The 23,685-nt window shown below is 73.9% G+C and carries 18 protein-coding genes, 2 tRNA genes and 1 pseudogene; 8 read left to right on the plus strand and 13 right to left on the minus strand.

Going from position 1 to position 23,685, the window contains the following annotated elements:
- Positions 1-4: 4 nt before the first annotated feature.
- The 6 genes from AB0N31_RS22740 to AB0N31_RS22765 form a co-directional block, all read right to left on the minus strand.
- On the minus strand, positions 5-1,609 hold the full coding sequence (locus AB0N31_RS22740; protein ID WP_366060212.1) for a HAMP domain-containing sensor histidine kinase: 1,605 nt from the start codon (positions 1,607-1,609) through the stop codon (positions 5-7).
- On the minus strand, positions 1,606-2,346 hold the full coding sequence (locus AB0N31_RS22745; protein WP_366060213.1) for a response regulator transcription factor: 741 nt from the start codon (positions 2,344-2,346) through the stop codon (positions 1,606-1,608). The genes AB0N31_RS22740 and AB0N31_RS22745 overlap by 4 nt, the downstream gene beginning before the upstream one ends.
- Before the next feature lie 254 nt (positions 2,347-2,600).
- Positions 2,601-3,584, minus strand: a complete 984-nt coding sequence (locus AB0N31_RS22750) for an alpha/beta hydrolase (RefSeq protein WP_366060214.1) — start codon at positions 3,582-3,584, stop codon at positions 2,601-2,603.
- A gap of 265 nt (positions 3,585-3,849) precedes the next feature.
- A complete protein-coding gene (locus tag AB0N31_RS22755) occupies positions 3,850-4,728 on the minus strand; it encodes a DUF2797 domain-containing protein (protein WP_366060215.1) in 879 nt (292 codons plus the stop codon).
- A 68-nt stretch (positions 4,729-4,796) separates the two neighbouring features.
- Positions 4,797-5,342 carry a YciI family protein gene (locus AB0N31_RS22760; protein ID WP_366060216.1) on the minus strand — a complete coding sequence of 182 codons (546 nt, stop codon included), beginning with the start codon at positions 5,340-5,342 and terminating at the stop codon, positions 4,797-4,799.
- A gap of 96 nt (positions 5,343-5,438) precedes the next feature.
- The gene (locus AB0N31_RS22765; RefSeq protein ID WP_366060217.1) at positions 5,439-6,089 is read right to left on the minus strand and encodes an NAD(P)H-dependent oxidoreductase; all 651 of its coding nucleotides are present in this window, start codon (positions 6,087-6,089) and stop codon (positions 5,439-5,441) included.
- 118 nt (positions 6,090-6,207) lie between these two features.
- Between AB0N31_RS22765 and AB0N31_RS22770 the strand changes: the two genes are divergently transcribed.
- Positions 6,208-6,567, plus strand: a complete 360-nt coding sequence (locus tag AB0N31_RS22770) for a helix-turn-helix domain-containing protein (RefSeq protein WP_366060218.1) — start codon at positions 6,208-6,210, stop codon at positions 6,565-6,567.
- A gap of 981 nt (positions 6,568-7,548) precedes the next feature.
- Here the strand turns inward: AB0N31_RS22770 and AB0N31_RS22775 are convergent.
- The 3 genes from AB0N31_RS22775 to AB0N31_RS22785 all read right to left on the minus strand — a co-directional run bounded on the left by AB0N31_RS22775 (position 7,549) and on the right by AB0N31_RS22785 (position 8,264).
- Positions 7,549-7,770, minus strand: coding sequence for a hypothetical protein (locus AB0N31_RS22775; protein ID WP_363090880.1), 222 nt, complete (start codon positions 7,768-7,770; stop codon positions 7,549-7,551).
- A gap of 123 nt (positions 7,771-7,893) precedes the next feature.
- A tRNA-Arg gene (locus AB0N31_RS22780) sits at positions 7,894-7,966 on the minus strand.
- 207 nt (positions 7,967-8,173) lie between these two features.
- Positions 8,174-8,264 (minus strand) — tRNA-Ser (locus AB0N31_RS22785).
- A 156-nt stretch (positions 8,265-8,420) separates the two neighbouring features.
- Here AB0N31_RS22785 and AB0N31_RS22790 point away from each other — a divergent pair.
- Together AB0N31_RS22790 and AB0N31_RS22795 are read left to right on the plus strand one after the other, a co-directional pair.
- Positions 8,421-8,930, plus strand: coding sequence for an SSI family serine proteinase inhibitor (locus tag AB0N31_RS22790; RefSeq protein WP_366060219.1), 510 nt, complete (start codon positions 8,421-8,423; stop codon positions 8,928-8,930).
- A gap of 329 nt (positions 8,931-9,259) precedes the next feature.
- Positions 9,260-13,699 carry a PAS domain-containing protein gene (locus AB0N31_RS22795; RefSeq protein ID WP_366060220.1) on the plus strand — a complete coding sequence of 1,480 codons (4,440 nt, stop codon included), beginning with the start codon at positions 9,260-9,262 and terminating at the stop codon, positions 13,697-13,699.
- 16 nt (positions 13,700-13,715) lie between these two features.
- Here AB0N31_RS22795 and AB0N31_RS22800 read toward each other — a convergent pair whose 3' ends face one another.
- Positions 13,716-14,309, minus strand: coding sequence for a TetR family transcriptional regulator (locus tag AB0N31_RS22800; RefSeq protein WP_366060221.1), 594 nt, complete (start codon positions 14,307-14,309; stop codon positions 13,716-13,718).
- 130 nt (positions 14,310-14,439) lie between these two features.
- Here AB0N31_RS22800 and AB0N31_RS22805 point away from each other — a divergent pair, with 130 nt between their 5' ends.
- The gene (locus AB0N31_RS22805) at positions 14,440-15,645 is read left to right on the plus strand and encodes an MFS transporter (RefSeq protein ID WP_366060222.1); all 1,206 of its coding nucleotides are present in this window, start codon (positions 14,440-14,442) and stop codon (positions 15,643-15,645) included.
- A gap of 158 nt (positions 15,646-15,803) precedes the next feature.
- Here the strand turns inward: AB0N31_RS22805 and AB0N31_RS22810 are convergent, their stop codons facing one another.
- Together AB0N31_RS22810 and AB0N31_RS22815 are read right to left on the minus strand one after the other, a co-directional pair.
- Complete coding sequence (locus AB0N31_RS22810; RefSeq protein ID WP_366060235.1) at positions 15,804-17,447, minus strand: long-chain fatty acid--CoA ligase; 1,644 nt, start codon at positions 17,445-17,447, stop codon at positions 15,804-15,806.
- 155 nt (positions 17,448-17,602) lie between these two features.
- Entirely contained in the window at positions 17,603-18,151 is a 549-nt protein-coding gene (locus AB0N31_RS22815; protein ID WP_366060223.1) for a SigE family RNA polymerase sigma factor, read from the minus strand.
- Between the two features lie 422 nt (positions 18,152-18,573).
- Between AB0N31_RS22815 and AB0N31_RS22820 the strand changes: the two genes are divergently transcribed.
- Positions 18,574-19,503, plus strand: coding sequence for a bifunctional DNA primase/polymerase (locus tag AB0N31_RS22820; protein WP_366060224.1), 930 nt, complete (start codon positions 18,574-18,576; stop codon positions 19,501-19,503).
- A gap of 67 nt (positions 19,504-19,570) precedes the next feature.
- On the opposite strand, the gene AB0N31_RS22825 is transcribed toward AB0N31_RS22820, so the two are convergent.
- Positions 19,571-20,686 carry a MerR family transcriptional regulator gene (locus tag AB0N31_RS22825; RefSeq protein ID WP_366060225.1) on the minus strand — a complete coding sequence of 372 codons (1,116 nt, stop codon included), beginning with the start codon at positions 20,684-20,686 and terminating at the stop codon, positions 19,571-19,573.
- Between the two features lie 486 nt (positions 20,687-21,172).
- Between AB0N31_RS22825 and AB0N31_RS22830 the strand changes: the two genes are divergently transcribed.
- The 3 genes and pseudogenes from AB0N31_RS22830 (at position 21,173) to AB0N31_RS22840 (ending at position 23,597) form a co-directional block, all read left to right on the plus strand.
- On the plus strand, positions 21,173-22,492 hold the full coding sequence (locus tag AB0N31_RS22830; protein WP_366060226.1) for a hypothetical protein: 1,320 nt from the start codon (positions 21,173-21,175) through the stop codon (positions 22,490-22,492).
- A gap of 218 nt (positions 22,493-22,710) precedes the next feature.
- Positions 22,711-22,931, plus strand: a pseudogene (locus tag AB0N31_RS22835) (UTRA domain-containing protein); the annotation flags it as partial.
- Between the two features lie 81 nt (positions 22,932-23,012).
- A complete protein-coding gene (locus tag AB0N31_RS22840) occupies positions 23,013-23,597 on the plus strand; it encodes an ALF repeat-containing protein (RefSeq protein ID WP_366060227.1) in 585 nt (194 codons plus the stop codon).
- Positions 23,598-23,685 lie beyond the last annotated feature (88 nt).

Below are 23,685 nucleotides of genomic sequence, written 5' to 3' on the forward strand. Positions count from 1 at the left end.
CTCGTCAGGCGCCCTGTTGCACCCATGTGCCGGCCCTGTGCTGGCCCTGTGAGTCCCGTTGCCAGTTCGTTTCGGGCGCGGGCCGGGGCACGGCGGGGGCGAGGGCGGGCAGGTGCACGGTGAAGACGGTCCGTCCGGGCACGCTGTCGACGGTCACGGCACCACCGTGCGCGGTCGCGACGGCCTCCACGATGGCGAGGCCCAGGCCGGTCGAGCCGGTGGCACGGGAGCGCGCCGAATCACCGCGGGCGAACCGTTCGAAGACGCGCGGGAGCAGGTCCGGCGGGATGCCCTGGCCGTTGTCCTGGACGTCCACGCACAGCCACGGACCGCGCCGCTGCACGCGCGCGGTGACGGTCGTACCCGGCGGTGTGTGGGTGCGGGCGTTGGCGAGCAGGTTGACGAGGACCTGCTGCAGACGCGCCGAGTCGGCGGACACGAGGGCCGGCTCCTCGGGGAGTTCGAGGCGCCACACATGGTCGGGTCCGGCGGCGCGGGCGTCGCTGATGGTGTCGATGACGAGGGGGACGAGGTCGGTCTGCTCGAACTGGAGCGGGCGGCCCGCGTCGAGGCGGGCGAGCAGCAGCAGGTCCTCCACGAGGAAGGTCATCCGGCCGGCCTCGGACTCGATCCGGCCCAGCGCGTGCCGGGTGTCGGGCCCGACCTGCTCGCGTCCGCGACGGGTCAGTTCGGCGTACCCCCTGATGGAGGCCAGGGGGGTCCTGAGTTCGTGGCTGGCGTCCGCGACGAACTGGCGGACCCGCATCTCGCTCTCCTGGCGGGCGTGCAGGGCGCCGTGGACGTGGTTCAGCATCCGGTTGAGGGCGGCGCCGACCTGGCCGACCTCGGTGTGCGGGTCGGTCTCGGAGGCGGGGACCCGCTCGGAGAGGTTGACCTCGCCGGTGTGCAGGGGGAGTTCGGAGACCCGGGTGGCGGTGGCGGCGACCTTGCGCAGGGGGCGGGTGGCGAGCCCGACGAGCACGTAGCCGGCGATGACGGCGGCACCGAGACCGGCTGCGGTGACGCTGATCTCCACGAGGATCAGCGTGTTGATGGTGCTGTCGACGGCGGCGGTGGGCAGGGCGACGTAGTAGCCGGAGCCGTCGTCGCCGGGCACGTACGTCACGAGGTAGTCGCCGAGGCCCGGAAGGGTCACGGTGTGGGTGCCGGTCACGGGCACGCCCTCGAACGCGGCCCGTTGGGACGCGCTCAGCGCGGTGGCGTTCATCCGCTGACGGATGTCGTCGGACACCCGCTCGGCGACGACGGCCCTGGAGACCGTGCCGTCGGCGGCGACCTCCGCGGCCACGGTCCGTTCCTGCGTCGGACCGTTGGTGACGAAGCCGTCGACCCGGTCCTCCACCAGGGTGTTCTTCTCGCCGTCCCGGCCGAACGGCGGTCCCGACAGCCGCTTGCCGGCCTCGACGACCTGGTCGCCCAGCTGCTCGTACAGATGTGACCGCAGGGCCAGTGTCGTCACCGTGCCGATCACCGCGCAGACCACCGCGATCAGCACCACCGACGCCACGACGAGCCGGGTCCGCAGGGTGCGGGGTTTGCGGGGCTTGCCCGCTCGCCTCTGCGCACGCGGCCGTCGTCGCCCGCTCATGACGCCGCGGGCTTGATCAGGTAACCGGCGCCGCGCCGCGTGTGGATCATCGGCTCGCGCCCCGCGTCGATCTTGCGCCGCAGGTACGAGATGTACAGCTCGACCACGTTGGCCTGGCCGCCGAAGTCGTACGACCACACGCGGTCCAGTATCTGGGCCTTGCTGAGCACCCGCCGCGGGTTGCGCATCAGGAAGCGCAGCAGTTCGAACTCGGTGGCGGTGAGGTGGATGTTGTCGCCGCCCCGCGAGACCTCGTGGCTGTCCTCGTCCAGGCTGAGGTCGCCGACGACGAGCACCGACTCGGAGCGGCGGTCGGCGGCGCCGGAGCGGCGGATGAGCCCGCGCAGCCGGGCCACGACCTCCTCCAGGGAGAACGGCTTGGTGACGTAGTCGTCGCCGCCGGCGGTGAGGCCGGCGATCCGGTCCTCGACGGCGTCCTTGGCGGTGAGGAACAGGACGGGGACGTCCGGCTGCTCGCGGCGCAGCCGTCCGAGGACGGTCAGCCCGTCCATGTCGGGCAGCATCATGTCCAGGACGACGGCGTCGGGCCGGAACTCGCGGGCGGTCTGGATGGCGCCCGTGCCGTCACCGGCGCTGCGGATCTGCCATCCCTCGTAGCGCAGGGCCATGGACAGCAGTTCGGTGATCGACAACTCGTCGTCCACCACAAGCACTCGGACGGGGCTCCCGTCCGGCCTCAGCAGTTCGGTGCGCCCCTGGGGCGAGGTCGTGGTCATGCAGGACACCATGTCGGGGTCCTCTGAGAACACGCTTTCCACCGTCTGTGATTTCCCTGAGAAACACACAGGAACCTCTCAGGGAAGCGCGGTGCGGGCGCGGGCCGGCGGCCCGTCCGTCCGCGTTCGCCCCGGTCGCGCGGCCGGGGCGATCCTGTGAGGCGCCGGACTCCGCGCGGCGGCCCCTTGGGGGTTCCTGTGCGCTCCTGGGAGTCGCCTGAGGAGACCCGTCCGGTCCGGCGCCCGCCCGGGGCTCAGTCCGGGAGGGCGGCGAGCCACTCGACGAGGAGGCGGTTGACCTCCCCGGGCCGCTCCTGCTGGATCCAGTGGCCGCAGCCGTCGAGCAGGTGGGAGGAGACCAGGCCGGGCAGGGTGGTGGCGTGGGCGTCGATCGCGTCGGCGAGCCAGGTGGTGGAGGCGTCCAGGCGACCGGCGACGAACAGGGACGGCTGGACGACGGGGGCGCCGTCGTGGTCGGCGAGGTCCTCCCAGTCCCGGTCCATGTTCCGGTAGCGGGCCAGCGCCCCGCTCAGCCCGGTCCGCTCGAACTCCGCCGCGCAGAGGTCGAGTTCCTCCTCGGTGAGCCAGCCGGGCAGCCGGCCGGCGGGGAAGCGGTCGCGCATCCGTCCGCCGCGGGGCACGAAGTACGGGCTCGGCGCGTCGGGGGCGGGCATGGTGTCGGCGGACAGGGCCGCGTAGAACCCGGCGAGCCAGCCGCGTACGTCGGGCTCGATCTCGGCCTCGGCCCGGCCGGGCTCCTGGAAGTAGGAGACGTAGAACTCCTCCTGCGCGCCCGCCGTCCGCGCGAAGACCTCGCTGGGCCGCGGTCCGCCACGGGGCGTGTAGGGGACGCCGAGCAGGCCGACCGCGCGGAAGACGTCCGGGCGGAGCAGTGCGGAGTGGGCGGCGATGGACGAGCCCCAGTCGTGGCCGACGACCACCGCGCGCTCCTCGCCGAGGGCGCGCACCACGGCGGCGTTGTCCTCGACCAGCTCCCGCATGCGGTACGCCTCCGGGGCGGCGGGCCGGGAGGAACGGCCGTACCCCCTGACGTCGAGGGCGACCGCGCGGTGTCCGGCGGCCGCGAGGGCGGGCAACTGGTGGCGCCAGGAGTACCAGGACTCGGGGAATCCGTGCACGAGGAGCACCAGCGGGCCGGTGCCCTGCTCCACGAGATGGATCCGGCCCGCGGGGGAGGGAACGGTCCGGTGGGTGACGTCCAAGGTCTGCTGCGACATGAGAGCTCCAGAAGTCCGGGCCCGGAAGGTGCCGGGCCGCCCGGTCACGGGGCGGCCCCCGTCCGGTGGAGCCCCGCCCGGGCGAAGCTCCGTCACCGGCATCCTGCGGGGACGGTCCGGAACGGGGCGAGGGGACTTGCCGGTTCGGCAAAACGGAGGGGGGAGGGCGGGGCGGGGATGGAGCGCGTCGCGGGGCGGCGGGGGCGTGTCGCGGGGCGGCGGCCGGGCGGGCCGGATCGCGGGGCTGTCACGGGCGGCTCAGCCCTCAGAACAGCTCGTCCTGGAGATGCCCCGTCGCCTTTCTGAACTCCCGCACCGGCACCTTCACTTCGTCCGTCCCCCCGGCCGGGACGAGCTCCCAGCCCCGCATCAGCCGGGTGTCCAGCACGACGACTCCCGCCGCCGTCGCCAGATGCAGATCCGGGCCGGCGGCGGCGACCAGTTCCCCGCTCACCACGCCTCCGGCGGTCAGCTCGCTCACCGCGCCGACGGCCGCCGGTGCCCCCGCGAGGCCGAAGACCCCCACGTGATCGACGGCTCGGAAGGGCTCCCGCGCCAACGACTCGGGCCAGCCGCCGAGTCCGACCGCCCTGGCGTGCAGCTCACGGATCTCCAGGGCCCGTTCCCCCTCGTGCCGCGGCAACTCGGCCCGTACGGCCCGCTTCTCGGCGTACGGGACCCGGTCCGGGACGCGCAGCGCGGCCCGCAGCAGTTCCTCCGTGCGCCGGGCGGCCATCAGGGGACCGGTGCCGAGCCAGCTGAAGGAGACGGCACCCTGCTCCAGCAGCCGCGCCGACCCCCGCCCGGCCGCGGTGATCCCCACCTTGACCAGGCCGGGCCCGAACCAGGCCAGGTACACGCGGTACGGCCGCGGGTCGTCGGCGACACCGTCCGCGGCGACGGAGTGCGCCCGGTCCAGCCGCCCGCACTCCTCGCAGCGCGCCCCCGTGCTGCGGGCCGGCACGGCCGCCCGCACCGGGCAGGCGTGTCCCCGAGCCCCCGTACACGCCCGCACACCCCCCTCCGCGACCCCGAAGGCGACCCGCTTCCCCCACGACAGCGGGCTGCGGCGTCCCCCGTCCCACAGCAGCTCGGGGCCGGCCCCCGACCAGCGCAGCCCCGCGCACTTCCATGCCTGTGCCATCACCCACCACGGTAGGCGCCACCACTGACAACGCCCCCGCGGCCACCCGCCGGGGTCCGGGGGCGGGGTCAGGACCGCCGCCCCCCGAACTCCCACTCGTGGACCTCGATGTCGGCGTACCGGTCCGGGGTCAGCACGGCCCGTGCCGCGTCGGGGCCCGGGGCGCGGAGCAGCACCGCCGTCCCGAGCCAGGTGCCGCCGTCGTCGGACAGCAGCGGGCCGTACGCGATCAGCTCGTCGCGGTCGTCCGGTACGTCGAGATCGGCGGCCTCCTCCGCGCCGAGCCCGAGGACCAGGTACCGCTCGCCCCCGTCCCGGCCGCCGGGGAAGTCCCACATCGTGCGCCCCAGCAGGTTGCGCCACCGCCGCAGCAGCACGTCCCGGTAGGCCCCGGCCTGGTAGCCCGGCTCGTCGAACGCGAACGCCCGCGCGGCGGCCGGGTCCGGCAGGTCGACGATGTGCACGCTGCCGCTGAGCACGCCCTCGTCGAAGGTCGGCCCGCGGGCGATCAGCTCAGCCTCGTACCGGTCCATGTAGGACCAGTGCTCCTCCACCAACTCGGTGCGCAGGGCGAGAGAGCCGGGCCGGTCACGGTGATGACAGAAGAACTCCATGCGCCCAGTCTCGGCGACTCCCCCGCGGGCCGGGGCCGAACAGCCGAGCCGCCTCGGCCGGGTCGCCGTCCTGCGGTCCGGTCCGGACGGGAGACCTCAGGCGGCGACGCGGGCGGCGAGCTGCTCGGCCTTCTCGGCGGCGGCGGCCAGCGCCTGCTCGCGGGACGCCTCCGCGAGGGGGACGAGGTCCGCCATCGCGGGGTTGGTGGCGGCCATGGTCAGCTCGGGCACGATGAAGTCGACCTCGGCGCCGGCCATGTCGACCAGGACGGCCCGGAGGTAGTTCTGCACGTACTCGTAGCCCTCGCGCGGGGTGCCCGGCGCGTAGGAGCCGCCCCGGCTGGCGACGACGACGATCGGGAGGCCCTTGAGGGTCGAGTCGGGTCCGGCCGTGCGGCCCATCAGGAGGACCTGGTCCATCCAGGCCTTGAGGGTCGAGGGGATGGTGAAGTTGTACATCGGGGCGCCGATCAGCACGGCGTCCGCCTCCTCCAGCTCCTCCACCAGCTTCAGCCGCTCGGCGAACGCCGCGGCCTGTTCCGGGGTGTGGGTGGCCGGGTCGGCGAAGCCGGCCGAGGCGGTGAGGGCGTCCAGGTGCGGGACGGGCTCCGCGGAGAGGTCGCGGTAGTTCACGGTGCCCTGCGGGTGCTGCTCCTCCCACGCCTTGCGGAAGGCCTCCGTCACCGCGCGCGACGCGGAGGCGGAGGCGGGGAACAGTGACGAGTCCAGATGCAGCAACGTGGCCATGGGGCACTCCAAGGTCGGGATACGTTTCCGTACGCGGCTATCAATAACTACGTGACAACTAATAACATAGCTACTTACTTTTTTTCATCCCCGAACGACAGGGCGGTACTCTGGGGGCATGGCGGACACGAGGACGGATCACGAGCCGAGGGCGTGCAGCCGCGTCGGCGACGGCATCACCAGCGTCTTCGGGCTGCTCGGCAAGCGCTGGACGGGCATGATCGTGGCCGCGCTGATGCAGGGCCCGGTCTACTTCGCCGAACTGCGCCGCGGCATCCCCGGCATCAGCGAACGCATGCTGTCCGACCGCCTGACCGAACTGAGCGCCGCCGGTCTCGTGGTGCGCGAGGTCGACGAGGGCCCGCCGCTCCGCGTCTCGTACCGCCTGACCGACGCCGGGGCCGCCTTGGACCCCGCCCTCCAGGAACTGGGCCGCTGGGCGGAGAAACACCTGCTCAAGACCGACGGCGCCTGCTGAGGCGGTCGCCGGAACCCGGCGTGCCGGTACGGCGCCCCGGGGACGGCGAACCCGTACCGGAGGAGCACGGCCGCCCCGAGCGGGCTCCGCACGGCTCCGCCGACCGTGACCGCGCCGGACCGCATCGGGCGGCGCTTCCGTCGGACCGGCAGCCGGCCGGGACCGCGTTCCTTCGGACACCCGGAGAGTCGTGACGCGGCCGGCGGGCGCGAAGCCGGACCGGGCGCAGAGCCGGAGCGGGGGGAGAGCCGGAGCGGGCGCAGGTCCACCAGCCCGCCGGAGTGATCACGGCGCGGCCGGCGGTCGGCGCGGAGAGGGAGTTTGCGATGCTGTGGGCGGGCGTTCGCGCGGTCCGCGCCCCGCTCGGGTCGAGGTCGCGCGGGCGGTCACCGGCCGGACGACGGACCCGCGTGCCGACCGAGCGACGACGGTCCGCACACCGGCGGGACGCGTGGCGTCCCGGACGTCACCGCCGGGCGGCACCGTCGGCCGCGGTCGATCCCCACCGGGCCCGGCGACGGCCACCGGGCACGGCACACCGTCGCGCCGCGTGGCGGGACGTCACCGGGCCGATCGCGCACGCCACGTCCGGACGCGTCCCGCCGGCACGGCGCACGTCCTGGACACGAGCCGCGCCATGGCCCCGACCGTCCTCGTCGAAGACCCGCACGGCTCGTGAGACCGGGGCCGGGGCCGGACAGCCCCGGGTGAAAGCTAGCCGGACCTGCGCCGAGCCGAACGGCGCTCGGGGACGAACTCCGGCACGTCCTCGAGCGGGAAGTGGTCGTTCTCCGCGGACTCCACGAAGTCTCCGAAGTCCGGTGCCTGGAAGGGGTTCGCCGCCGGAGGCGGCGAGGTCGCGAGGGAACTGCGCGGCGCCCCTTCCGGAGCGGAGAACAGCGAGGTCGAGTCGATGAGAGGACTCCCATTCGTTACAGGGCCGTGAGGAAGCCGGCGTGCCGTGAGAGGGCACCGCGGGTCCTACAGCTTGGTCAGCTTGGGGTACGGACTGAGGATCCGCTGTTGCGCCGAGCCGAAATCGACGAGGACCGCGATCCCCTCCTCGATGCCGATCACCCGGCCGAGGCCGTACACGTCGTGCGTGACCTGGTCACCCACGGCGAACTGCTTGGGCGGCGGTGCGACCGGAGCCTTGAACGGGCTGGTGGGCAGATGGCGCTTCGATGCAGCAGGCTTTGTCATTGACCCCAGTATGCGCCCGACCGCGGCCGCCCGGCAGCGCTCGAACACCTCTTCCGTCTCCCGGAGGGCTTCGATCGGTCCAACGCGAGAGGCCCCGGATCTCTCCGGGGCCTCTCGTCGGTGTGCACTCGGCAGGATTCGAACCTGCAACCTTCTGATCCGTAGTCAGATGCTCTATCCGTTAAGCTACGAGTGCTTGTTCTTCTTCTGTTTTCCGTCTCCGCTCCCGGCCCTTGCGGCCCGCTCCCGGCGACAGGAAGAACATTACATGACTGCCGCCGCCATGTGAAATCCGATTCCCCCACCCCTTGTGAGCTGCGAGAACACCCGATTCGGGGGTGCGGAACAGGAGGCCGGGAACGACGAAGCCCCGGTCGCGGAGGACCGGGGCTTCGAAGTCGAGCGGAGGCGGAGGGATTTGAACCCTCGATGGGCTTTGAGGCCCAAACCGCATTAGCAGTGCGGCGCCATAGACCGGACTAGGCGACGCCTCCACACAGCCGCTCGCGTGACGGCGAGTGGCGCGTGCAGATGATGACACAGTCGAGCGTCGTGTCACCAATCGGCGTCCACGGTACTAGGCGGGCGGCCCGCAGGGCAAAGGCATTCGCCGGGCGGAACGTCGCCGGGGGTGGGGCGTTAGGCAGGCCATGGTCCAGGTCACACCGCTGCGGCGGCTCGTTCTCACCCTCTCCGCCTCCGCCGTCGCCGTCGCCGGCTCCCTCGGCGCGGGTTCCGTCACCGCCCACGCCGGATCCGGCCCGGCCCGGCCGCCCCTCGCGCCGCCGCCCGTCCGCGACGAGGACCGGCCCGCCTCCGGCGATCACCTCATTGTGACCGTCCGGGGCGCGGGCCGGGGCGCCGACGGGACCTTCGCGGTGCGGTGCCGTCCGGGCCGGGGGACGCACCCGGACGTGTCGGGGGCCTGCGCGGCCGTGGACCGCAACACCCGGTGGGGGAGGGATCCCTTCGCACCCGTGCCGGAGGGCAGCGTGTGCACCATGCGGTACGGCGGTCCGGCCACCGCTCACGTCACCGGCCGGTGGGCCGGGCGCCCCGTCGACACGACGTTCGAGCGCGGCAACGGATGCCAGATCGAGCGCTGGGACCGGTTCGTGCCGTTGCTGCCCGAGGTGGGACGGACGGCGGCCCGCCCCTGACGAGGGGTGCCGGGGGCGGTCGACCGGGTTCCGTTCCGCCGCCGTCCGAGGACGCCCGCCGGAGCGTGGGGTCAGGCGCCCCCGACCCCACAGAAGCCGCACAGGTTTCCCGTGGCGGGAGCACCCGTCGCGTAAATGTCCCGCGAAGGTCCCGCGAAGGCGGGGCGGGCGGTCGTACGTTCTGGGGCACTTCGTCGTGCGAGCTGCCTCTCATCCGGCGCCGCGCGCACGGCCCCAACCCTTAGACTCGCTCGCGTGACACGCTGCGGGAGGGTTGGCAATATGGCCCGGGCGGTCGGCAAGGTGCGGTAACAGGGAGGAAGCGACTCGTGAGCAGCAGGCCATCCCGAGGCGCTGCTCGCCTCGCGGCCATACTCGACGCACTGCCCGACGCGTTGGTCCTGGTCAACGCCAACGGGACCGTCGTCAACGCGAACACCATCGCGCTGGAGGCGTTCGAGACGCCGGGCACCGCCCTCGTGGGGCGGGGACTGCTCGATCTCCTGCCGGAGTTCGACTCCAAGCTCATCCCCGGCTCGATGCGGCGCCCGGACCACATGGACCCGCGCGGCCGGACCAAGCCCACGCGGATGACCGCCCGGCGCACCGACGGCACCGAGTTCCCCGTCGAGGTCACCAGCGCCAACCTCGAGAACGGCCAGCAGGCCTACGACAGCTACGGCTACGCCAACGACGAGCTGCTGATGCTCGTGGTGCGCGACCTGTCGGGCACGGTCGACACCGAGGCCGAGCTGGCCCGGTCGCAGCGGCAGACCGAGATGATCCTGCGGGCCGCGTCCGAGGGCGTCGTCGGCACCGACACCGACGGGCGGATCGTGCTGGTCAACCCGGCCGCCGCCCAGACCCTCGGCTACCGGGCGAGCGATCTCGGCGGCAAGGAGCTGCACACGCTCGTGCTGCACTCCCGCGCCGACGGCTCCCCCTTCCCCTACGACGAGTCGCCGCTCGCCGACACCCTGCGCTCCGGGCGCAAGCACCGGGTGCGCGGGCAGGTGCTGTGGTCCAAGAGCGGGGACAAGGTCTCGGTCGACCTGACGACCGCGCCCGTCCGCGACGGCGACCAGCTCGTCGGCGCCGTGATGACCTTCACCGACCGGCGGCCGTACGACTCCCTCGCCGAGGAGAAGGACGCCGTCGAGAAGCGGCACCGGGACGAGCTGGAGCGGCTCTCCGAGGAGCACGCCTCCGACCTCACCGCGCTGCGCCAGCAGCACGTCACCGAGGTGGAGGAGCTGCACGAGCGCCACCAGGAGGAGCTCGCGGCCGGCGAGGAGCGCTACGCCGCGCTCGGCGAGCGGGAGAAGGACCGGTACGAGGCCCTCGCCGCCCGCTACGACCAGCTGCTGACCCTGCTCGGACGGTCGCTGCGCGGCCCCCTGGACGAGCTGCGCCGCGAACTGTCGGCGCTCGCCGCCGACGACGCCGGGCAGCTGTGGCCCGAGGCCAACCAGGTCCTGCACCACCTGTCGGCCGGGTACGCCCGCATCACCACCCTCATCGACAACGTCCTCGGCTACCAGCGCCTGGACACCGGTGGCGAGGCCATCACCCGTACGAAGGTGATGCTCGACGCCGTCGTCGCCGCCGGTGTCGACGGGGCCGTCGAGCTGGTCGGGCCCGGCCGGGTCCAGTTCGCCGTGCACGCGCCGCCCATCGAGGCCGAGGTCGACGCGCGGCTCCTCGCGACCGCGCTCGCCCACCTCGTCGCCGATGTCGCGGGCGTCGACGCCACCGGCAACGCGCCCGTCTCGGCGGGCGGTTACATGGACAACACGGTCGTCGTGGCCGCCGCCCAGCGCGGCGAGGTGGTCCGCATCGAGGTGCGCGGCCCGTACGCGGGCGGCAACCCGGTGCACGAGCCGATCGTGCGCGGGATCGTGCGGGCGCACGGCGGCGTGCTCCAGACGCACGAGGTGCCGGGCATGAGCGGCAGCGCGTACGTCCTCGAGGTCCCGCTGGGCGGAGGGGCGGGCGCCGTCGCCGCTCCCGCCGTCGGCTCCGCCGTCGCGCTGCCGGCCGGTTCGCCGGGCGGTTCGCCGGGCGGGGCCGCCGAGACGGCCGACGGCGTCGCCGCGGGTGACCCGGCCGACGGGCAGACCGCCGTCGCGGGGCGGCGACGGGCCCGGCGGTCCTCCGTGGACGCCTTCCTGGAGAGCGAGGTCGCGGGCGCGGCGCCCGCCGGTGCCGAGGGTGAGTCCGCGGTGCCGACCGGCCGGCGCCGCCGGCGCGGCCCGGCCGCCGAGGAGGTTGCGGCCCCGGCCCCCGTCGAGGAGGCCGACGCCTCCGGCGGGACCGGCCGACGGCACGCGCGGTCCGCCGGAACCGGCGGGGACGCCGGGGTGAGCGAGGGCGCCGTCGTCACGGCCGCCGAGCACGCGGCGGGCACCGCCGCCTCGGGCACAGGACTCGGCGGCACCGTCCCGCCGCAGGGCGTGCCGACGCCGGGCGGACGGCGGGCCCGGCGCGACGGCGACGAGCCGCAGGCGGCCCTGCCGCCCGCCCTGCCCGCGCTCGCGAGCACCCCGGTGCCCGCGGAGGGCGCCGAACAGCCGACGGGCCGCCGCCGGCGCGCCCTGGCCGCCGCGAACGAACGCGCCGCCGCGCAGGAAGCGGGGCCCCGCACGGTGTTCGCCCTGCCGCCCGCGGAGGCGGACCGGTCGACCGGGGGGACGGACGGCGCGGAGGGGACGGACGGCAGCGCGGAGGCGCGGGAAGCGGGGCAGGTTCCGGGGCGGCAGGGGCCGGTGCCGGTCGCTCCCGTTCCGGGGCAGGACGCCGTACCGGTTCCGGTTCCCGTTCCGCTGCCCGTTCCCGGGCAGGCTCAGGTGCCCGCTCAGGCCGCGTCCGACGACTCGCCGATCGACCACGGTCGGCACGACGCCGTCCCGCACGGCCAGGCCGACGACCGCACCCCGCCGCAGCCGCACCCCACCACCGCGCCCACGGGCCGTCGGCGGCGGGCGGGCGGCCAGCCGGAGGCGGGGACCGGGACCGAGGGCGTCGCGGCCGCCACCGTTCCGGCACAGGCACAGGCTCCGCAGGCGCAGCCGCCTCGGGTTCAGGCACCGCAGGCGCAGGCTCCGCAGGCGTCTCCGGCACAGGGTTCCGCGCCCGCACCGGTCACGCCCGTCCAGGTCGCAGCGGAACTGCCGCTTCCGGCTCAGCCGCTCCCCGGTCAGGCGGTGCCGGCACCCGCGCAGCCGCTGCCCGGTGGGCCGGCCGCCGGGCAGCCCGTCATCCCCGGCCAGGCGGGCCAGGCCGGTCCGGGCGCTGCGGCCCCCCAGGCCGTACCGACCGTGCCGGGGCAGGCGGGCGCCCCCGCGCAGGTCCCGCCCGTCGGGCCGCTCCCCGCCGAAGCGGCCGTCCCGGCGACGCCGACCCCCGGTTCGGGCACCCCGCTGCCGCCCGAGGCGGCCACGGCACCGCCGCGGGTGGCTCAGCCCCTGCCCGCCGAGGCCGCGCCGGTCCCGCCCGTCGACCCCCACTCCACCCAGGGCCGCGCGATCAGCGTGCGGACACTGGGCCAGGGCGTGCCCTTCACCCGGCAGGCCGCGCAGGTGCAGCAGGCACCGCAGGCCCAGCCGGTCCAGCGGTTGCAGCAGGCCGCGCAGGCCGCCCAGCCCGCGGCCCCCCTCTCCGCCTCCGCCACCCCCGCCCCGCACCACCCGAACGGCTCCGGGCGGCGCCGCAAGCTGGGCACGCGACCCGACCCGGCGGCGGGACAGGAGCAGACGGCCCGTCCGCACCCGACGGCCGAGCAGGCCGCCGTACCGCAGGCGCCGGCGGCTCCGGGCGCGCCCGTCGCGCACCCCTCCCTCGCGGGCCAGCCGCTTCCCGGGCAGCCGACGGCCGGGCAGTCCCTGGCCGGTCAGTCGCGGCTCGCGCCCGGGACCGAGGGGGCGGGGCGGTCGTACGCCATAGGGGCGCCGGACAAGAACGCCGCCGAGGGGCCGGAGCCGCTGGACGGGCCGGGCGGGGCCGTCGAGGTCGCCGATCCGCCGCGGCCGCAGCCGATGGACGACGAGCTGCCGCCGGAGCCGCTGGACAACCCGCGCCGGCTGCTGGTGTGGCCGGCTCCGGACGTCAGTACGCAGCAGGCGCTCAGCGACCGCGGCTACCGGCCGGTCATCGTGCACTCGCGCGAGGAGGTCGACGCCCAGATCGCCGCGTTCCCGGCCGCGCTGTTCGTCGACCCGCTGACCGGGCCGATCACCCGGACCGCGTTGCAGTCGCTGCGTCAGGCGGCGGTGGCGGCGGAGGTGCCGGTGCTGGTCACGGCCGGGCTCGGGCAGGCGACGCGCGAGGCGGCGTACGGCGCCGATCCCGCCGTACTGCTGAAGGCGCTCGCGCCGCGGGACAGTGAACAGCATCCGCCGCGGGTGCTGCTGATCGAGGAGCACGCGGAGATCGCGCTGGCGCTGACCGCGACGCTGGAGCGGCGCGGGATGCAGGTCGCGCGGGCGGCCGGCGACGCGGACGCGGTCACGCTCGCCGGGCAGCTGCGGCCGAACCTGGTCGTGATGGACCTGATGCAGGTGCACCGGGGTCAGGCCGGGATCATCGACTGGCTGCGGGCGAACCGGCAGCTCAGCCGCACGCCGCTGGTCGTCTACACGGCCGCCGTCGACCAGGCGGACCTGCCCCGGCTGGCCTCCGGCGAGACCGTCCTCTTCCTCGCGGAACGCTCCACCAGCGAGGAGGTGCAGGTCCGGATCGTCGATCTGCTGGCGCGGATCGGCACCAACTGAGGGGCCGGGCCCTCCTTCACGGTCGGGCGACCAGCCTGCGGGCCGCTTCCTTCACGGAGGCGCGCAGGCGGTCGCGGTCGGGGTCGTCCTCGCCGACCAGGATGCGGCGCATCTGGGGGATGACGGTGGCCCAGTTGGCGAGCGCGACCAGCAGGAAGAGCAGGTCGCGGGCGGGGATCGCGTCGTCGATGACCCCGCGGTCCTGGCCGTCCTGGAGGGCGGCGACCTTGCGGGCGTAGTGCTCCTGCCGTTCGGCCTCGTCGGGGAGTTCGGCGGTGCCGTACTCGATGCCCTCCCAGTACAGGAGCCGCAGGAGTTCGGGGTGGGCGGCGTGGTAGTCCATGAGCCGGTCCATCCAGCCCTCGACGTCGTCGGGGTCGACGGGGACGGCGGCGGCGAGGTCGACCATGCGGCGGCCGAGGACCTGGGTGAACAGCTCCGCCTTGTTGCCGAAGTAGGCGTAGATCAGCTGCTTGTTGGCCTTGGCCTCGGTGGCGATGCGGTCGATGCGGGCGCCCGCGATGCCGTACCGGGCGAACTCGGCGACCGCCGCTTCGAAGATCCGCGCCCTGGTGGCCTCGGGGTCGCGGGGGGTCCTGGTCGTTGCCATGGGGCCAGGGTAGCGCGCGGGTAACCAACTGGTTGGTTGACAGGGAATGGGCACGCGGCCGAGACTGTTCCCCCCACTGTTCCAACCAACTGGTTGGTTATTGGAGTCGGCTCGAAGGAGCGCGTCCACCATGCCGTCCGCAGTCACCGTCAGGCAGCAGCACACCGAGCCCGCGGGGCGGGCCCGGCTCGCCCACCGCCTGTTCCTCCCCCTCGTCGCCCTCTGCACCGCCGTCACCGCCGCCAACATCTACGTGGCCGCCCCGCTGCTCCCCCTCATCGCCCACGACTTCGGCTCCGCGCCCTCGGCCGTGGCCTGGATCGCGTCGGTCGCCCAGTTCGGCTACGCCGCCGGCCTCCTCTTCTTCGCCCCGCTCGGCGACCGCGTGAACCGCCGCCCGCTCGTCGCGGCCCTCTCGCTGGTCACCACGGCGGCGCTGGTCGCCGGTGCCGCGGCGGCCGGCACGGCCGCGCTCGCCGCCGCCGTGTTCGTCGCCTCGGCCGCCACCGTCGTGCCGCAGCTCCTGGTGCCGCTGGTCGCCGAACGCGCCCCCGCCCACCACCGCGCCCGACACGTCGCCGCCGTCATCGCCGGTCTCTTCACCGGCATCGTCGCCGCCCGCGTCCTCGGCGGACTCGCCGGACAGGCCTTCGGCTGGCGCGCGGTGTTCGTCGGCGCAGCCGGTCTCACCGCGGTCCTCGGGCTGCTCACCGCGGCCGCCCTGCCCGCCGAACACCGTCGCCCCCGCGACGGCGGCCTGTTCGCCGGGCTGCGCGCCATGCCCGGCCTGGTGCGCCGGTCGCCCGACCTGTGGCGGGCGTGCGTGCGGCAGGCCGGCATGTACGGCGCCTGGAGCGCGCTGTGGACCTCGCTGGCCCTGCTGCTGACGGGCGGGGCGTACGGCCTCTCCACCGCGACCGCCGGCCTGTTCGGCCTCTTCGGCCTCGCCGCCAGCGTCGTCGCCCCGCTGGCCGGCGGCCTGGTCGACCGCTTCGGCGCCGCGAAGGTGGTCCGCAACGCGTATCTGCTGGCCGCGGTGTCGGTGCCGCTGTTCTGGCTGGGCGGTCAGGTGATGGTCGCGCTGTTCGCCGCCGCGATCGTGATCCACACGGCCCTCGTCGCCTCCCACGTCGCCAACCAGACCCTCGCCCTCACCACCACCGACGCCCCAGCCACCGCCAACAGCGCCTACGTCGTGGCGGGCTTCGCCGGCGGAGCCACCGCCTCGGCCCTGGCAGGCCTCGCCTTCACCCACTTCGGCTGGACCGGCGTGGTCGCGATCGCGGGACTGTGGCTGACGGCCGGCTGGGGAACCACGGCGGCCAAGCGTGCGTAGGCCCCCGGCGCCGCGGCGGCAGGACGGTCCGGCAGGACACCGTCGCCGGTCGAGTCCCGTCGGCGGACGCGTCCCCCGGCCGGCACCGGCCGGCCCTCTCCGCACAGCCGTCCGCCCGGCAGGGGCCGCGAGGTTCCCTGCCGGGCGGACGGGGTGTGTCAGAGCCGGGTGACGTCCAGGTCACCCGCCGCGTACCGCCTGCGCAGCACCTTCTTGTCGAACTTGCCCACGCTCGTCTTCGGGACCGCCTCGACGATCGTCCAGCGCTCCGGGAGCTGCCACTTGGCGACGCCGCCCTCCTCGGCGAGGAAGGCGCGCAGGGCCTGGAAGTCGGTGGTGGCGCCCTCCTTGAGGACGACCGTGGCCAGCGGGCGCTCGCCCCACTTGTCGTCGGGGACGGCGACCACGGCCGCCTCGGCGACGGCCGGGTGGGACATCAGCGCGTTCTCCAGGTCCACCGACGAGATCCACTCGCCGCCGGACTTGATGACGTCCTTGGCGCGGTCGGTGAGGGTGAGGAAGCCGTCGGCGGAGATGGTGCCGACGTCCCCCGTCTTCAGCCAGCCGTCCTCGCTGAACTTGTCGGCGGGGCGCAGGGGTTCGGCGCCGGGCCCGTTGTAGTAGGCGCCGGCGATCCACGGACCGCGGACCTCCAGCTCGCCCGCGGACTCCCCGTCCCAGGGGAGCCGCTCGCCGCCGGGCCCGGTGAGGCGGGCCTCGACCCCGGCCGGGAAACGGCCCTGGGTCAGGCGGTACCCGAACTCCGCGTCCGTGCCGACCGCGGCGGCCGGCGGGCGGGCGATGGTGCCCAGCGGGGAGGTCTCCGTCATGCCCCAGGCGTGGCAGACCCGCATGCCGAGCCGGTCGAAGGCCTCCATGAGGGAGGGCGGGCAGGCCGAGCCGCCGATGGTGACCTGGGTGAGGGAGGAGACGTCCCGCGGCTTGGCGGTCAGCTCGGCCAGCAGGCCCTGCCAGATGGTGGGCACCGCGGCGGCGTGGGTCGGCTTCTCGCCCTCGATCATCTCGGCGAGGGGTGCGGGCTGGAGGAAGCGGTCCGGCATCAGCATGTTGACGCCGGTCATGAAGGTGGCGTGCGGCAGGCCCCAGGCGTTGACGTGGAACTGGGGGACGACCACCAGGGACGTGTCCTGGTCGGTCAGACCCATCGACTGGGCCATGTTGACCTGCATGGAGTGCAGGTAGATGGAGCGGTGGCTGTAGATCACGCCCTTGGGGTCTCCGGTCGTGCCGGAGGTGTAACACATGGCGGCGGCCTGGCGCTCGTCCAGCTCGGGCCAGTCGTAGGCGGTCGGCTTCCCGGCGATCAGGTCCTCGTACTCGTGCACCCGGGCGGTGGCGCCCGCGAGGAGCGAGCGGTCGCCGGGACCGGTCACGACCACGTGCTCGACCGTCTTCAGGTGCGGGAGCAGCGGGGCCAGCAGCGGCAGCAGCGAGCCGTTGACGATGACGACCCTGTCGGCCGCGTGGTTCACGATCCACGCCAACTGCTCGGCGGGCAGCCGCAGGTTGAGGGTGTGCAGCACCGCGCCCATGGAGGGGATCGCGAAGTAGGCCTCGACGTGCTCGGCGTTGTTCCAGGCCAGGGTCGCGACCCTGTCGTCGCCGGTGACACCGAGGTCCTCGCGCAGGGCGTGCGCCAGCTGGGCCGCGCGGGCGCCGATCTCGGCGTAGGTGCGCCGCTGCGGCTCGCCCTCGCCGGTCCATGTCGTCACCTGCGACGAGCCGTGGATCGTCGACCCGTGGGTCAGGATCCTCGAGATCAGCAGCGGTACGTCCTGCATGGTGCTCAGCACGGCGTCCTCCCAGGTGCGGCGACATTGCCTACGCGGTGGTAACGGTTGCGCTGATTCTGCGCACATACCAAGCGGTATGTCACTAGGGGGCGGGGATCGATCGGGTCACGTTGCCGCCCACGCCGTACCGCGACGCCGGCGCGCTAGCGGACGACGCCCAGCTCAGGGTCCTCCCGGAGCTTGCCGAGCGCCCGCGACACCGCCGACTTCACCGTGCCCACCGAGACGCCGAGCACCTCGGCCGTCTGCACCTCGCTGAGGTCCTCGTAGTACCTGAGGACGACCATCGCCCGCTGCCGGGCCGGCAGCTTCATGATCGCCCGCCACATCGCGTCGTGCAGCGCCTGCCGCTCGGCCGGGTCCCCGTCGCCGGGCTGCGGCTCCGGCTCCGGCAGCTCCTCGCAGGCGAACTCGTCGACCTTGCGCTTGCGCCACTGCGAGGTGCGCGTGTTCAGCAGGGCCCGGCGGACGTAGCCGTCGAGCGCCCCGTGGTCCTCGATCCGCTCCCACGCGACATAGGTCTTGGCGAGCGCGGTCTGCAGCAGGTCCTCGGCGTCGCTCGGGTTCGCGGTCAGCGACCGCGCGGTGCGCAGCAGCACCGGCTGACGGGCGCTGACGTACGACGTGAAGGACGGGTACGGAGAAGGCCGCGTCTTGCCGTTCGAAGCGCGGGTGCAGACGGGTGTGGTCATGGGCTCCACGCTAGGTTCGCACCCGCCTCCCGCGGATCGGCCGTAGGTGCCGAAGGCGAGTCCGCCTCAGGTTGTAGGGGTGGTGCCGGCTCCACCTCCTGAAGGTGGACGAGACCACGACCGCTCCTGCGGGATCACCCCTGGGGGCCACACGTCGACGGCACCGGCACCCCCCGGCCCCGTCCCAGCCGTCGGCCGCCGGCCCCGGCGCCGGGCTCAGCGCACCCGCTCCCGCACTCGCATCCGCATCCGCGGCGGCCGGGGCACGGGCGGCGCCCTGGACGGCCTCGGCGACACCGGAGCACCGCCGCGCGGACGCGTTCCCACCCCACGGAGCACATCCGGCGCGGAAGGAGGCGGACCGGCGCCGGAGGGTGGACGACCCCCTTCCCTTTCTCGAACTCATGTACGAAAATAGAGTCATGGCCACCACGGACCGGTACCCCCGGCAGGCCACCACCCTGGCCCTCGCCCACGCCCTGTCGGCCGCCGAACGCGGCCTGGCCGTCATCCCCCTGTCCCGCACCAAGCTCCCCGCCCTGCGCTCCCCCCACCGCGACGACCCCGCGGCCCCGCCCTGCCACGGCGAATGCGGCCGCCCCGGCCACGGCGTGTACGACGCCGGCACCGACCCCGCGCGCATCCGCGAACTGTTCGCCGCCGCCCCCTGGTCCACCGGCTACGGCATCGCCTGCGGACTCCCCCCGCACCACCTGATCGGCGTCGACCTCGACACCAAGTCCGGCACCGACTCCACCACCGCCCTGCGCGAACTCGCCCTGCGCCACCTCTTCACCATCCCGCCCACGGTCGTCGTCCTCACCCCCTCCGGCGGCCGCCACCTCTGGTTCACCGGCCCCGCGGACGTCGTCGTCCCCAACTCGGCCGGCCGCCTCGCCCCCGGCATCGACATCCGCGGCGCCGGCGGCTACCTCGTCGGCCCCGGCTCCCGCACCGACCGCGGCGTGTACGCCGTCGCCCCCGGCACCGGGCACCTCGTCCCCGCCCCCTGCCCCCGCGCCCTCCTGCGCCTGCTCCTCCCCCCGCCCCGCCTCCGCCGCCAGGCGTCCCCGGCAGCCGGCGGAGCACACGGCCACGGCCTCGTCCAGTTCGTCCTCGCGGCTCACCGGGGACAACGCAACACCCGCCTGTACTGGGCGGCCTGCCGGGCCCACGAGGACGGCATCGGCGAGGCACTCTCCGAAGCCCTCGTCGACGCGGCCGTCCGCACCGGCCTCCCACCCCGAGAGGCCCGCTCGACCCTGGCCTCGGCGGCCCGCATGACCCGCCACCGGCCCCCGCCGTCCCCCGACACCACCCACCGGGCCGCCGGCCCCCACGAGCCACCGTGACGGGGGAACCCGGAAGGGGTGCCACCTGGGAGGGTGGCACCCCTTCCGATTCCGACCTCACGACGATTCACGCCACGAGCAGGCGGAGACCGAGCTCTGCCGCGTCGAGGGCGACGAGATCGGGGTTGCGTTCGGCCCACCGGCCCGAGGAAAGGTCGTCGCGGAGTTCGTTCACCGCCCGTCGCTCGGCCTCCGGCCCGACCCTGGTCCACACCGACACCGCGCGGCGCACACGTTCGTCCAGGTACGCCTCGGGCCGGCGCCAGTAGGCCTCCAGGAAGCCGTCGGCACAGTCCCACGGAACGAGCACCGGCTCCATGCGGGCCCCGATCACCCGGGCCAGCCGGTCCACCGGGGGCCGGCCCGCGACCAGGCCGGCGACCTCGGGCAGGTAGTCACGGGTGAGCCAGAACCTCAGACGCCATCCGGCGTCACTGGCGTCGTGCGTGAACACCACCACGCGGCGGGCCACGCGCCGCATCTCGCGCAGCCCGGCGATCGGGTCCCGCCAGTGGTGGACGGTGCTGAAGGCCATCGCGGCGTCGAAGGACCGGTCCTCGAACGGGAGGCTCTCCGCGGCGGCGGCCACACACGGCGCCGCACCGGCGGGGCGCTGCGCCCGCATGACCGCCGACGGCTCCACCGCCGTGACGTCACGGTCGGGGGGCTCGTAGGAGCCGGTGCCGGCCCCGACGTTCAGTACCGTCCGCGCGTCCCCGAGCGCCTCCCAGACCCTCGCGGCGATCCGCGGCTCGGTGCGCCGCGTCGCCGGGTAGGCGGACCCGATGACGTCGTACAACTGCGCCCCGAAAACCCTCAGTTGCTCTTCCGGCGTCGTCCTGATCCCCATCGCCCGCGCCTCCAGTTCCTTGTCGATGGCCGCCACCATGGCGGCGGCGCGGTCGCGCTGTTCCAGCAGGAGGCCGCGCAGCCGGCGCAGGCGCGCGACCGCGTCGGTGGCCGGGTCGTCCACCAGATCCGCGATCTCGCGCAGTCCGAAGCCCAGCCGCCGGTAGGCGAGCACCTCCCGCAGCCGCTCCACGTCACCGACCGAGTAGGCCCGGTACCCGGCGGCCGTCCGCGCGGACGGCCGCACGAGGCCGATCTCGTCGTAGTGGTGCAGCGTGCGGACGGTCACGTCGGCCAGCTCGGCCACGCGTCCCACGGTCAGGTGCTCTTCCACACCACCGACCCTGCGGCATGACGCCACGTGAGGGTCAAGCACTCCGCTTCCCCTGCCGTCCGTGACCGGCCGTCAGCAGGTCCCGCCGACACCGGGCAGCGGAACGACCCCTGACCGTTCCCCCGCGCCCCGGCCCCCGGGCACACCTCCGCACGGCGTCCGGTGACGGGGACACGGTGCAATACACACGTACGGAGTGCCGTCCACCGAAGCGACATCACCCGTACGGTGGGCGTCGAGGCGGGACGACGGGGTACGGAGTCACTGTTCCGTGCTCGGTGAAACATCGGGGTCCGGTGACCCCCGAGGGCCGAAAAAGCCCGCATCCAAGGGTGTTTCCAAAAGAATCGGTGTCGCGGAAAGCGTTTCCGGCCGTCTTCGGTCAACAGTGTGCGCGTGTCTACACCGAGTTAAACGTCCCGATTGTTCAGAATGTCATCAACTGCCCCAGTTGAAACTATGAAGTTTCGTGCCGAGGAGCATGACATGCAGGCTCGCAGATGGCACCCAGACCAGCCCACTCGTATCGGTCGGCACGACTGGCCGGACGAGGGTGACAACGGAACACACATGCGGCTGCGGGCCGGCTCCATCGTGGTACTCGACCGGCAGGCATGGCGGATCCTGGAGATCAACAGCTACGCCGGCGACCGGTGGCCGGACATCTACGAGAAGGCGTGGCGCGACCACGTGGAGTTGTGGTGGCACGCCAACGAGCTGCGCCGGGCCAACAACCAGGCGGGCAAACCCGCTCCCGAACGGGCCGAGTTCTACAAGCGCCCGGTGGTCCTCGTACTGCGCAACGAGAACCTGCCCCGCTCCACGCCGAAGCACTGGTGCGCCCCCGCCAGCCACGACTGGCAGGTCCTCCCGGAGCACTACGCCGTCTGCCGCGCCTGCGGCGAACTGCCGCCCTGCCGTCACGGGGAGTACCGCTGGGAGGGCGGCCCCCGTTGGCCGGAGCAGAACGGCGGCATCCCGCTCATGGTGCCGGAGGGCTGCTGCATGGGGTGCGCCGAGCCGATCAGGCCGCGGGTGCGGACCGTGCGCTTCCCCGGGCCGAACCTCTGGTACCCGCCCCTGGGGGAGGACACGGCGGTCTTCCACGCCCGCGCCGCCTGCGCCGACCAGGTCGACTGCTACCGCATGCAGTGGCAGACCGAGTACAACCCGCGTCCCGCCACGCACCCCACCACCCTGGCGTTCCCCGGTTTCGAGCACTTCGTGCTGCCCCGGACCCGCAACGCGCCGGACCTGGGCCCGCACGCCGAGCAGATCTCCCGGAGCACGCACCCCGTACCGGTCGCACCGTCACGGCCCGGCGAGGAGGACTGCGTCTCCATGACCGGTGACTCCGGCGCCTTCCACGTCCCGTTCGACCGGTACCGGGGGGAATCGGCGGGCGGCGCGATGCCGACCGGGCCGTCGGCGCCGGTCGCCCCCGAGCCGACGCCCGCGACCTCCGGTGCCCACTCGTTCTCCAACACACCCGCGACCTCCGGTGGCCACTCGTTCTCCGGCGCGCACTCGATCCCCGACGCACCCGCGGCGGATCCGATCGTGCCGGGCCGGCCCGCCGCACCCTCACCGCCTCCCGCAGCCGAGGCGGCCGTCCCCGCCGCGTCCGCTCCCGCCGAGGACGCCGGGCAGGCCCTCCAGGCGGCGGAGAAGCTGGGTCTGTCCCTGGCCGGGCGCCCGGCCTTCCACAACGCCGAGCAGGCGGCCCGGGTGATCGAGGAACTCACCGCCGCGGTCCGGAACATCGCGCTCTGTCTGCACGACCCGGCCGCCGGCGCCCGCACCTGACCCGCTGACGGCCCGGGCGACTCCCCGCCACGGCCGTCACGAGCGCCGACCGGCACACACCCCAGGGGAAGCGGCGGACCACACGGCCGGACCGCGGTAGAACGGACGGGACACAAAAGGGCGTCCTTTACAGAGGGATACCCCTTTCGACCGGCACGTCCGCGACCGGCGGAGGCGGTGAGATTCGAACTCACGGTGACATCGCTGCCACGACGGTCTACGAGATCGACCACGTGAAGGAAGTGCTGTCCGCGCAGGTCCCACGGCCGACGAGGTGGGACTCCTCCAACTGCCGCCGGGTGAACCCGTCGTCGAGTTGCATCGAACGACCTACACGGCCTCGGGCACGGTGGTCGAGTTCGCCATCGGTGTGCACGCGGCATCGCGCTTCGCCTGGGCGTACGACTTCAAGGTCCCGGACCCGGCGAAGGCTGCCTGATCAAGGCACTGCGCCAGCCCATCCCCTTCTGGGAGAATTTCACCACCGCACTCCTTGAACATGACAAAGGTGGTTGACCTCATGAGATCGACTCGCGTGATCCTTGCTGTGGCCGCAGGCGCTCTTGCCCCGGCGCTGTTACTCGCTACGCCGTCCATGGCCGCCTCCCTCGCCCCCGCAGTCACCGTCGCGATGCCCAGCTCGCCCTACGACGAGATGAGTGCGGACGACCTGCGGGTGGCGATATCCCGCATCCTCGCCGACCCCGACAGCGGCAAGCGCGTGATCCGGGAGGCGAACGCGCTCCTCGACAGCGGCACCGTGGAGGAGATGCGCGCTTGGCTGGAGACGGGCTATCCCATCGCCCAGGCCGAGGACGACCGGGTCGCACTCGCCAGGATTCTCGCCGACCCGGACAGCGGCAAGCGCGTCCTTGCGGAAGTCAACCAGCTTCTCGACAACGACGATCCCCAACAGACGCGCGCTTGGCTGGAGACGGGCTACCGTCTGGCCCAGGCCGAGGACGACCGGGTCGCCATTTCCCGGCTCCTCGCCGACCCCGACATCAGCGACGCCCTGCGCGCAGCGGCCGGCGCCGCCCTCGACGACAACACCCCGGAAGCGCTGCGCCACTTCCTGGAGGTCGGCCAGTACGAGGTCGGCTAGGGCGTGTTTCGAAAGTAGCGTCGTCTGCCCGAAGGGCAGGCCCGGCGGCGTCTGGTGCGTGCGATCGCAAGGCGGAGGGTCGCCCCGA

Source organism: Streptomyces sp. NPDC051051 (genome assembly GCF_040682975.1).
Classification (GTDB): domain Bacteria; phylum Actinomycetota; class Actinomycetes; order Streptomycetales; family Streptomycetaceae; genus Streptomyces.

Excerpts from the sequence above, each read along its gene's own strand:
- AB0N31_RS22765 (WP_366060217.1), bottom strand. The coding sequence starts at position 6,089 with ATGGCCACGTTGCTGCATCTGGACTCGTCACTGTTCCCCGCCTCCGCC.
- AB0N31_RS22750 (WP_366060214.1), bottom strand. The coding sequence starts at position 3,584 with ATGTCGCAGCAGACCTTGGACGTCACCCACCGGACCGTTCCCTCCCCC.
- AB0N31_RS22815 (WP_366060223.1), bottom strand. The coding sequence starts at position 18,151 with ATGACCACACCCGTCTGCACCCGCGCTTCGAACGGCAAGACGCGGCCT.
- AB0N31_RS22790 (WP_366060219.1), top strand. The coding sequence starts at position 8,421 with ATGGTCCAGGTCACACCGCTGCGGCGGCTCGTTCTCACCCTCTCCGCC.
- AB0N31_RS22775 (WP_363090880.1), bottom strand. The coding sequence starts at position 7,770 with ATGACAAAGCCTGCTGCATCGAAGCGCCATCTGCCCACCAGCCCGTTC.
- AB0N31_RS22740 (WP_366060212.1), bottom strand. The coding sequence starts at position 1,609 with ATGAGCGGGCGACGACGGCCGCGTGCGCAGAGGCGAGCGGGCAAGCCC.
- AB0N31_RS22745 (WP_366060213.1), bottom strand. The coding sequence starts at position 2,346 with ATGACCACGACCTCGCCCCAGGGGCGCACCGAACTGCTGAGGCCGGAC.
- AB0N31_RS22840 (WP_366060227.1), top strand. The coding sequence starts at position 23,013 with ATGAGATCGACTCGCGTGATCCTTGCTGTGGCCGCAGGCGCTCTTGCC.
- AB0N31_RS22755 (WP_366060215.1), bottom strand. The coding sequence starts at position 4,728 with ATGGCACAGGCATGGAAGTGCGCGGGGCTGCGCTGGTCGGGGGCCGGC.
- AB0N31_RS22800 (WP_366060221.1), bottom strand. The coding sequence starts at position 14,309 with ATGGCAACGACCAGGACCCCCCGCGACCCCGAGGCCACCAGGGCGCGG.
- AB0N31_RS22830 (WP_366060226.1), top strand. The coding sequence starts at position 21,173 with ATGCAGGCTCGCAGATGGCACCCAGACCAGCCCACTCGTATCGGTCGG.
- AB0N31_RS22810 (WP_366060235.1), bottom strand. The coding sequence starts at position 17,447 with ATGCAGGACGTACCGCTGCTGATCTCGAGGATCCTGACCCACGGGTCG.
- AB0N31_RS22770 (WP_366060218.1), top strand. The coding sequence starts at position 6,208 with ATGGCGGACACGAGGACGGATCACGAGCCGAGGGCGTGCAGCCGCGTC.
- AB0N31_RS22760 (WP_366060216.1), bottom strand. The coding sequence starts at position 5,342 with ATGGAGTTCTTCTGTCATCACCGTGACCGGCCCGGCTCTCTCGCCCTG.
- AB0N31_RS22805 (WP_366060222.1), top strand. The coding sequence starts at position 14,440 with ATGCCGTCCGCAGTCACCGTCAGGCAGCAGCACACCGAGCCCGCGGGG.
- AB0N31_RS22820 (WP_366060224.1), top strand. The coding sequence starts at position 18,574 with ATGGCCACCACGGACCGGTACCCCCGGCAGGCCACCACCCTGGCCCTC.